This is a genomic window from Stenotrophomonas sp. SMYL86 (assembly GCF_036320025.1).
GTDB lineage: Bacteria > Pseudomonadota > Gammaproteobacteria > Xanthomonadales > Xanthomonadaceae > Stenotrophomonas > Stenotrophomonas maltophilia_A.
Window position 1 is genome coordinate 259,965 of the sequence record NZ_JAWIRU010000003.1, and the last position, 8,799, is coordinate 268,763.

The window sequence follows — 8,799 nt, forward strand, 5'->3', positions numbered from 1 at the left end:
CCGCGTCTTTTTTTTTTTTCTGTCCGCGGTCGAGCCAGGGCCTAAAAACACCCCGCCCCCCCCCCTCGACTCTACAGATATGCGAAAACACGAAGGACCTCCGCCATGAAACGACTGATCCTGCTCACCGCCTGCACCCTGGCCCTGGCTGCCTGCAGCAACCCCGAGGAAGAGCGCAAGGCGCAGGAAGCCGCCGCAGCCGCCGTGCAGGCACAGAAGGAAGCCAAGGCCGAAGACGTGGCCAAGCAGTACGACATGGCCGTGGCCGCACAGGACTGGGAGCGTGCGCGCCTGCATGGCGCCTCGCTGCTGGACCAGTACAAGGACACCGCCGCCGCCGAGCGCATCGCCGCCGGCTTCGACGAGGTCAAGGCCAAGGGCGATGCCGCGCGCGATCTGCGCCGCATACAGGCGCTGTGGCAGTACAACCAGATCCCGGTGGGCAGCAAGGGCAACCAGGTTTCGGCGCAGATCTACAGCAAGGAACGGGTGGACGTGGATGGCAGCGGTGCCAAGCCGGTGCAGCTGGTGTTCCGCGATCATCCGGAGTGGAAGCGGCATGCCTACCTGGTGCTGCAGGCTGGCGATTTCCGTTGCCCGCAGTGCACGGTGAAGGTGACCGTGGACGACGGCAAGCCGATTTCCATGGCGGCCTGGCGCCCGAAGACCGATGAAGCCATCGCGCTGTTCATCACCGACCAGAAGGCGCTGTGGAAGCTGGCGCGCAAGGGCAAGTCGATCAGCATCGAGTTCCCGGTCAAGGCCGGCGGCACGCGTACCGCCGTGTTCGAAACCGGTGGTGTCGACGCCAGCCGCATGCCGCAGTGGTGGCAGTGATGGTTGCGGCGGGCAGCGCAGTGCACGCGTTGTCCGCGATCCGGCACTGGGTGTTCGACATGGACGGCACGCTGACCGTCGCTGTGCATGATTTCGCCGCGATCCGCCGCGCGCTGCAGATCGCCGCGGAGGAAGACATCCTCGACCATATCGCAGCGCTGCCGGATGCGCCGGCGCAGGCCAAGCGCGAGTGGCTGCTGGATCACGAACGTGCGCTGGCCGAGGAGGCACTCCCGGCGCCGGGTGCGGTGAAGCTGCTGCGCGCGCTGTCGGCGGCGGGCTGCCGGCTGGGCATCCTGACCCGCAACGACCATGCGCTGGCGAAGCTGACCCTGGACGCGATCGGGGTCGGGGAGTTGTTCGACGATGCCGACATCATCGGCCGCGATGAAGCGGTGCCCAAGCCGTCGCCGGATGGCCTGCAGCAGCACCTGCAGCGTTGGGGCATCGCGGCGGCAGAGGCGGTGATGGTGGGAGACCACGCCTACGACCTGGAGTGCGGCCGCGCCGCGGGCACCCACACCGTGCTGGTCAATCTGCCGGAGAACCCGTGGCCGGGCAGTGCCGACTGGCATTTCGCCGATTGCCGCGACCTGTTGGCCGCCTGGCAGCAGAAGGGGTAGTGCCGGCCGCTGGCCGGCAGTGTCGACCAAGGTCGACACCTACCAAGGCACAGCGTGTCGACCAAGGTCGACACCCACCGAGCAGATGCGCGGGCAGTTCGGTTTACGCGCCCAGCGCGTAACCGAACTGTTGCTTGAACTGCTCGTTGAACTCGTCAAAGGTGAAGCGCTGGTTCTGCGTGCCCGGGTGCTCGACCTTCAGCGCGCCCATCAGGTTGCCCATGCGGCCGATGGTCAGCCAGTCGTAGCCCTTCTGGATGCCGTAGATCAGGCCCGCACGGAAGGCGTCGCCACAGCCGGTCGGATCGACCACGCGGCGCTCGTGCGCCGGCGGGATGTCGTAGCTCTTTTCCGGAGTGTGGATGACTGCGCCCTTGGGGCCACGGGTGGTGATGTAGGCCTTGACCCGGCTGACGATCTCCTTCTCGTCCCAACCGGTGCGTTCCTGCAGCAGATTCGACTCGTAGTCGTTGACCACCACGTAGTCGGCCTGCTCGATGAACGCGCGCAGCTCCGGGCCGTTGAACAGCGGCATGGCCTGGCCCGGGTCGAAGATGAACGGAATGCCGTCTTCGTGGAATTCCTGCGCGTTCTGGATCATGCCTTCGCGGCCGTCCGGGCCGACCAGGCCCAGGGTCACGCCCGGTACGCCACGCACGTGGTTTTCGTAGGAGCGCATCATCGCGCCCGGGTGGAAGGCGGTGATCTGGTTGTTGTCGTGGTCGGTGGTGATGAACGCCTGCGGGGTGAACAGCTCATCGATCACGCGCACGCGCGACAGGTCGATGCCCAGGCCGTCGAAGTATTCGCGGTACGGGCCGAAGTCCGAACCCACGGTCCCCATCGGGATCGGCTGGCCGCCCAGCAGGTGCAGGTTGTAGGCGATGTTGCCGGCGCAGCCGCCGAACTCGCGGCGCATGCGCGGCACCAGGAAGGACACGTTCAGGATGTGCACCTTGTCCGGCAGGATGTGATTCTTGAACTGGTCCGGGAACACCATGATGGTGTCGAAGGCAAGAGAACCACAGATCAGAGCGGACATCGATGTAAGCCTATGCGGTGAATTTTGGGGTGGGCCGGCCCGGTTCGGCGGGCAAGCAAACGGCGCCCTTGGGCGCCCGACGGCGCAAAGGTTACCCGCTGGTGCCGCTCAGGGCCAGAACCGGGTGAGACCCGATCAGGCCGAAAGCCTGTGAAGACGCGGGTTCAGCTAGTTTTTTCCTTGCTCGGCGGCAGGCGGGTTGCTAGGCTTGTCGGCCTCGATTTCTGCCCATTTTTTCGCCATCCCGCGGCGGGCACGACACCCCTCAGGACTCCTTCCTCAGATGTTCAAGAAACTCCGTGGCATGTTCTCCAACGACCTGTCCATCGACCTGGGCACGGCCAACACCCTCATCTACGTGCGCGGGCAGGGGATCGTGCTGAACGAGCCGTCGGTCGTGGCCGTGCGCCAGGACCGTGCCATTGGTGGTACCCGCTCGGTGGCAGCCGTAGGCGCCGAAGCCAAGCAGATGCTTGGCCGTACCCCGGGCCACATCACCACCATCCGCCCGATGAAGGACGGCGTCATCGCCGACTTCACCTACACCGAAGCGATGCTCAAGCACTTCATCAAGAAGGTGCACAAGTCGCGCGTGCTGCGCCCGAGCCCGCGCGTGCTGGTCTGCGTGCCGGCCGGCTCGACCCAGGTCGAGCGCCGCGCGATCAAGGAATCGGCCGAGGAAGCCGGTGCCCGTGACGTGTTCCTGATCGAAGAGCCGATGGCCGCCGCGATCGGCGCCGGCATGCCGGTTACCGAAGCCCGTGGCTCGATGGTCATCGACATCGGCGGCGGCACCACCGAGGTGGCGGTGATCTCGCTCAACGGCATCGTCTATTCGGCCTCGGTCCGCATCGGCGGCGACCGCTTCGACGAGTCGATCACCAACTACGTGCGCCGCAACCACGGCATGCTGATCGGCGAAGCCACCGCCGAGCGCATCAAGGTCGAGCTGGGCTGCGCCTACCCGCAGGCGGAAGTGATCGAGATGGAAATCTCCGGCCGCAATCTCGCCGAGGGCGTGCCGAAGATGATCAAGATCAGCTCCAACGAGGTGCTCGAGGCCCTGCACGAGCCGCTGTCGGGCATCGTCAGCGCGGTCAAGCTGGCGCTGGAGCAGACCCCGCCGGAACTGTGCGCCGACGTCGCCGAGCGCGGCATCGTGCTGACCGGTGGTGGCGCCCTGCTGCGTGACCTGGACCGCCTGATTTCCGAGGAAACCGGCCTGCACGTGCAGGTGGCGGACGATCCGCTGACCTGCGTGGCCCGCGGCGGTGGCCGTGCGCTGGAGCTGGTCGACATGCACGGCAACGAGTTCTTTGCGCCGGAATAAGCCGTCCCGGCTGCCTGCGCCCGCAGCGCCCCTCCGGGGTGCGGCCCACCATGAGGGTAGGCCGGCACCGGCGGGGCGTCCGCGTGTTTCCCTTCCGCCTTCTGCCAGTTGAATCGTTGCCGTGCCGCCCTACGCCGGACCTCCCGTTGCTTCCCGATCCGGTGATGCCGCCAGCCCGCTGCGTCTGCTGGCTTATCTCGCACTGGCCATCACCCTGATCGTGCTTGACGACCAGGCCGGCTGGCTTGCGCAGCTGCGCGGGCAGGCCAACAGCCTGGTGCAGCCGGTATGGGCACTGGCGGGACTGCCGGGCAAGCTCGGCAACCAGGTCAAGGACTCGGCGGCCAGCCACGGCCAGCTGGTCAACGAGAACCGTGAACTGCGCAACCAGCTGCTGCTGGCCAACGCCCGCCTGACCCGCCTGCAGACCGCCGCGTTGGACAACGCCCAGCTGCGTGAACTGCTGAACGTGGCCGAGCGCAGTGGCCTGGACGTGCAGCTGGCGCCGATCCTGGACATCGACCTGGATCCGGTGAAGCAGCGCCTGGTGCTCGACGCCGGCAGCCGCGAAGGCGTGCACGTCGGCCAGGCGGTGATCGATGCCGGCGGTCTGATGGGCCAGGTGATCAGCGTCACTGGTGGTACCTCCACCGTGCTGCTGCTGACCGACCCCGACCATGCCGTGCCGGTGACGGTGGCCCGCAACGGCGTTCGCCTGATCGTCTACGGCCGCGGCGACAAGCTGGAACTGCGCGACATCCCGCTCAGCGCCGGCGTGGAAGTGGGCGATGAGATCGTCACCTCCGGCCTCGGTGGCCGCTTCCCGGCCGGGTTCCCGGTCGGCACCATCACCGGCCTGCGCCCGGACGACACGCACGCCTTCCTGGTCGGCGAACTGAAGCCGGCGGCGCAGCTGGACCGCGGCCGCGACGTGCTGCTGCTGCGCCCGGGCGCGGCAATTCGCTTGCCTGCGGCAGGCGAATTGCTTCAGCCAAGTTTGCCTTCGGCAAACCAGGCTGCCGGGGGGGCATCCCACCTTACCCCCGCGCCTTCAGCGCGCCCCCCTCAACAAGAGGGGGGCTCTCCACCCGATGCTGGGTCGGCGACGGTAGTGCCGGCCGCTGGCCGGCAACCGACCACGCCGGAGGCCCAGCGATGAGCCGCCTGCGCGACAACCCGTGGGTGCTGCCGGCCAGCCTGGTGGTGGCGCTGCTGTTGGGCCTGCTGCCGTTGCCGGCGCTGCTGCAGCCGCTGCGCCCGTACTGGCTGGCGCTGGTGCTCGCGTACTGGGTGATTGAAGCGCCTGAGCGTGTCGGCCTGGGCGTCGCTTTCGCCAGTGGCGTCATCGCTGATCTGCTGTACGGCGGTGTACTCGGCGAACAGTCGCTGCGGCTGGTGATGCTGGCCTTCATCCTGCAGCGCTTCCGCGCCCGCATCCGCTTCTTCCCGATGTCCCAGCAGATGCTGGCCATCGGCGGCCTGCTGTTCAACGACCGCATCGTCAGCGCGCTGGTCCACATCGTGGTGGATGAGCCGACCCTGCCGTGGTCGTACTGGTGGGCACCGCTGCTGGGCATGGGCCTGTGGCCGCTGGTATTCGTGCTGCTGGACGCGGTGCGCTTCGGCAAGCGCGGGCGCTGAGCCATGATTCCGCGCCGCCAGGTCAAGAATCCGCATGCCGAAGCCGAACAGTTCCGCCGCCGCGCGGCGCTGGGCTTCCTGGGTGTGCTGGTCTGCCTGCTGGGCCTGGGCGGCTGGTACTTCAAGCTGCAGGTGCTGGACCACGACGTCTACGCCACGCGCTCGGAAGCCAACCGCATCAAGCCGCGGCCGGTGGTGCCCGGGCGCGGCATGATCTACGACCGCAACGGCCGCCTGCTGGCCGAGAACGTGCCGGCCTTCCGCCTGGACGTGACCCCGGACAAGGTCAAGGACATGGACGCCACCCTGGAAGGGCTGGCGAAGATCATCAGCATCAGCCCGGAAGAACTGGAAGCGTTCAACAAGTCGCGCAAGGCGCGCCGCAAGTTCCTGCCGGTCACGCTGAAGCTGCGCATGAGCGACGAGGAGATGGCGCGCTTTGCCGTCGACCGCTGGCGCTTCCCCGGCGTCGAGCTGGAACCCTACCTGACCCGTCGCTATCCCTATGGCGATCTGTTCGCGCACATCATCGGTTACGTCGGCCGCGTCGATGACAAGGACCTGGAAATCCTCGGCGAGGGCAATGCCGCGCTGACCCACATCGGCAAGTCCGGCCTGGAGCGTTATTACGAGCAGCAGCTGCGCGGCAAGGTCGGCTACGAGCAGGTCGAGACCAACGTGCAGGGCCGTGCGATCCGGACCATCGGCCGCGTTGCCGCGCAGTCCGGCGCCGACCTGCGGCTGTCGATCGACGCCGACCTGCAGCGCGCCATGGTGGCCGCCTTCGGCGACCAGGAAGGCTCGGCGGTGGCGATGGACCCGCGCACCGGCGAAGTGCTGGCGATGGTCAGCCTGCCGTCCTACGACCCCAACCTGTTCGTCAACGGTATTTCCCATGCCGACTTCAAGGCGCTGAACGACAACCCGTCGCGGCCGCAGTTCAATCGCCTGGTGCTGGGTGGCGTCGCGCCCGGTTCCACGCTGAAGCCGCTGATCGGCCTGGCTGGCCTCGATTCGGGCGTGCGCCGCCCGGAAGACAAGGTGCTGTCCACCGGCATGTTCTACCTGCCCGGCACCTCGCGTGGCTGGGGTGACTCGCACCGCGGCGGCCACGGCTGGACCGACCTGCGCAAGTCGATCGCGCAATCGGTCAACACGTATTACTACAAGCTGGCGCTGGATCTGGGCATCGAGCGCTTCGACCATTACATGGAGTACTACGGCTTCGGCCAGCCGACCGGCATCGACCTGACCGGCGAGATCGGCGGCATCCTGCCGTCGCCGGCCTACAAGCGGAAGAGCCGCAAGGAAGCCTGGTATCCGGGTGATACAGTCAACATCAGCATCGGCCAGGGTGACTGGAAGGTCACTCCGCTGCAGCTGGCGCGGGGCGTCAGTGGGCTGGCCAACGGGCAGCTGCGCACGCCCCATCTGGTGATCCAGCAGCGTGCGGGGTTCGACCATGACTGGATGGCGACCGACCCGGGCGAGAGCAAACCGGTCAGCCCAAACCCGAACAACCTGCAGGCGGTGCGCGAAGGCATGATGGCCACCATGCTGCCTGGCGGCAGCGCTGCGCGAATGGCGGCCGGCGCGCCGTACACGATGGCAGGCAAGACCGGTACCGCGCAGGTCGTCAGCCGCAAGGGCACCGCTGCAGTGAACCCGAAGAGCCTGCCGATGCACCTGCGCCACCGCGCGCTGTTCGTCGGTTTCGCGCCGGTCGACCAGCCGGTGATCGCGCTGGCGATCGCGGTGGAAGGTGGTGGTTACGGCGGTGCGGCGGCCGCACCAATCGCCCGCAAGGTGTTTGATGCCTATCTGCTGGGCAAGATGCCTGAAGGCATGCAGCCGCTGGACAGCGAGCGCGGCACCACCGCCATCGGTGCAACCGCATTCGACAACGAAGATGTGGGCGCGCGCCAGGCCGGTGACCTTGCTGCGGCACAACTGGGGGAACACCCCGTGCTGATTGGCGTGCCTGCGCCGGAACCGGCACCCGCACCCGCACCGCAGCCGGGGACGCCGGCCGCCGCCGCGCTGCCGGCCACGCCACGCCCGACCACCGCGGAGCCCGCACGATGAGAGTGTTCCTGCGTTGGGCCGGCGACATGCTGCGCCGCTTCTTCAGCACGCTGGACTGGGTACTGTGCCTGGCCCTGGGCGCGCTGATGGTGATCGGCCTGGCCACCTTGAAGAGTGCCGGTGGCGACGGCCTGGTGATGGCCCAGGGCGCGCGCTTCGCAGTGGGCATGGCTGCGCTGTGGGGCATCTCACGGGTACCGATCCTGCGCATCCGTTCGGCTACGCCGATGATCTACGCGATCTCGATGATCCCGTTGCTGGCGGTGTTCGTGCTGGGCACCGGCAAATACGGCCGGCAATGGCTCGACCTGAAATTCTTCTACCTGCAGCCGGCCGAGCTGCTCAAGGTCAGCCTGCCGATGATGGTGGCCTGGTACCTGCACAAGATGCCGTTGCCACCGCGCTTCAATACCGTGCTCGTGTCCCTGGTCATCATCGGCGTACCGACCGGCCTCGTGATGCTGCAGCCGGACTTCGGTACCGGTGTGCTGATCGCCGCCAGCGGCGTGTTCGTGCTGCTGTTGGCAGGCCTGCCGTGGTGGTGGGTCGGGCTGGGCGTGGGTGGCGTGGCTGCGGTCGCGCCGGTGGCCTGGTTCTGGCTGCTGCGGCCGTACCAGAAGGACCGCATCATGATGTTCCTGGACCCGGAGATGGATGCGCTGGGTGCTGGCTGGAACATCATCCAGTCGAAGATCGCGATCGGTTCCGGCGGCTTCGATGGCAAGGGCTGGGGCGAGGGCTCGCAGTCGCATCTGAACTTCATTCCCGAGCAGACCACCGACTTCGCGTTCTCGGTGCTGAGCGAGGAGTTCGGCTGGATCGGCGTGGCCACCGTGCTGGCGCTGTACCTGGTGGTGATCGGGCGCTGCCTGTGGATCGCCAGCCAGTCGCGCGATTCCTATTCGCGCCTGCTGGCCGGCGCCACCGGCCTGGCGTTCTTCGTCTACGTGCTGGTGAACGGCGGGATGATCTCGGGCCTGCTGCCGGTGGTGGGCGTGCCGATGCCGCTGATCAGCTATGGCGGTACCTCGGCGGTCTCGCTGCTGGCCGGCTTCGGGTTGGTGATGGCCGTGCGTAGCCACAATCCAGTGCACGGCGGCTACGGGTAACAACGGCCGCGCCTTTCATCGCGCTTCCATATGCTCGATTGCTTCTCGCTGTTCTGTAGAGTCGAGGGGGGGGGGGGGGCGGGGGGTGCGGGAGAGGGCGGAGGGGGCGCGGCGGCGCATAAGACGCCGACG

The 8,799-nt window shown here is 67.4% G+C and carries 8 protein-coding genes; 7 read left to right on the top strand and 1 reads right to left on the bottom strand.

From position 1 onward, the window contains the following. The first annotated feature begins 105 nt into the window (after positions 1–105). Together V3B64_RS06015 and V3B64_RS06020 are read left to right on the top strand one after the other, a co-directional pair. On the top strand, positions 106–837 hold the full coding sequence (locus V3B64_RS06015) for a hypothetical protein (protein ID WP_329913808.1): 732 nt from the start codon (positions 106–108) through the stop codon (positions 835–837). Then, positions 837–1,460: an HAD family hydrolase gene (locus V3B64_RS06020; RefSeq protein WP_180838669.1), complete on the top strand. Its 624-nt coding sequence runs from the start codon at positions 837–839 to the stop codon at positions 1,458–1,460. The genes V3B64_RS06015 and V3B64_RS06020 overlap by 1 nt, the downstream gene beginning before the upstream one ends. Positions 1,461–1,563: 103 nt before the next feature. On the opposite strand, the gene V3B64_RS06025 is transcribed toward V3B64_RS06020, so the two are convergent. Continuing rightward, positions 1,564–2,502 carry a carbohydrate kinase family protein gene (locus V3B64_RS06025; protein ID WP_014038522.1) on the bottom strand — a complete coding sequence of 313 codons (939 nt, stop codon included), beginning with the start codon at positions 2,500–2,502 and terminating at the stop codon, positions 1,564–1,566. A 283-nt stretch (positions 2,503–2,785) separates the two neighbouring features. Between V3B64_RS06025 and V3B64_RS06030 the strand changes: the two genes are divergently transcribed. The 5 genes from V3B64_RS06030 (at position 2,786) to rodA (ending at position 8,667) form a co-directional block, all read left to right on the top strand. Next, positions 2,786–3,832 carry a rod shape-determining protein gene (locus tag V3B64_RS06030; RefSeq protein ID WP_005419402.1) on the top strand — a complete coding sequence of 349 codons (1,047 nt, stop codon included), beginning with the start codon at positions 2,786–2,788 and terminating at the stop codon, positions 3,830–3,832. A 121-nt stretch (positions 3,833–3,953) separates the two neighbouring features. Then, complete coding sequence (mreC, locus tag V3B64_RS06035; RefSeq protein ID WP_329894143.1) at positions 3,954–4,991, top strand: rod shape-determining protein MreC; 1,038 nt, start codon at positions 3,954–3,956, stop codon at positions 4,989–4,991. Then, the gene (gene mreD, locus V3B64_RS06040) at positions 4,988–5,473 is read left to right on the top strand and encodes a rod shape-determining protein MreD (protein ID WP_032130319.1); all 486 of its coding nucleotides are present in this window, start codon (positions 4,988–4,990) and stop codon (positions 5,471–5,473) included. The genes mreC and mreD overlap by 4 nt, the downstream gene beginning before the upstream one ends. 3 nt (positions 5,474–5,476) lie before the next feature. Continuing rightward, on the top strand, positions 5,477–7,558 hold the full coding sequence (gene mrdA / locus V3B64_RS06045; protein WP_121504363.1) for a penicillin-binding protein 2: 2,082 nt from the start codon (positions 5,477–5,479) through the stop codon (positions 7,556–7,558). After that, the gene (gene rodA, locus V3B64_RS06050; protein ID WP_032130317.1) at positions 7,555–8,667 is read left to right on the top strand and encodes a rod shape-determining protein RodA; all 1,113 of its coding nucleotides are present in this window, start codon (positions 7,555–7,557) and stop codon (positions 8,665–8,667) included. The genes mrdA and rodA overlap by 4 nt, the downstream gene beginning before the upstream one ends. Positions 8,668–8,799: the final 132 nt, after the last annotated feature.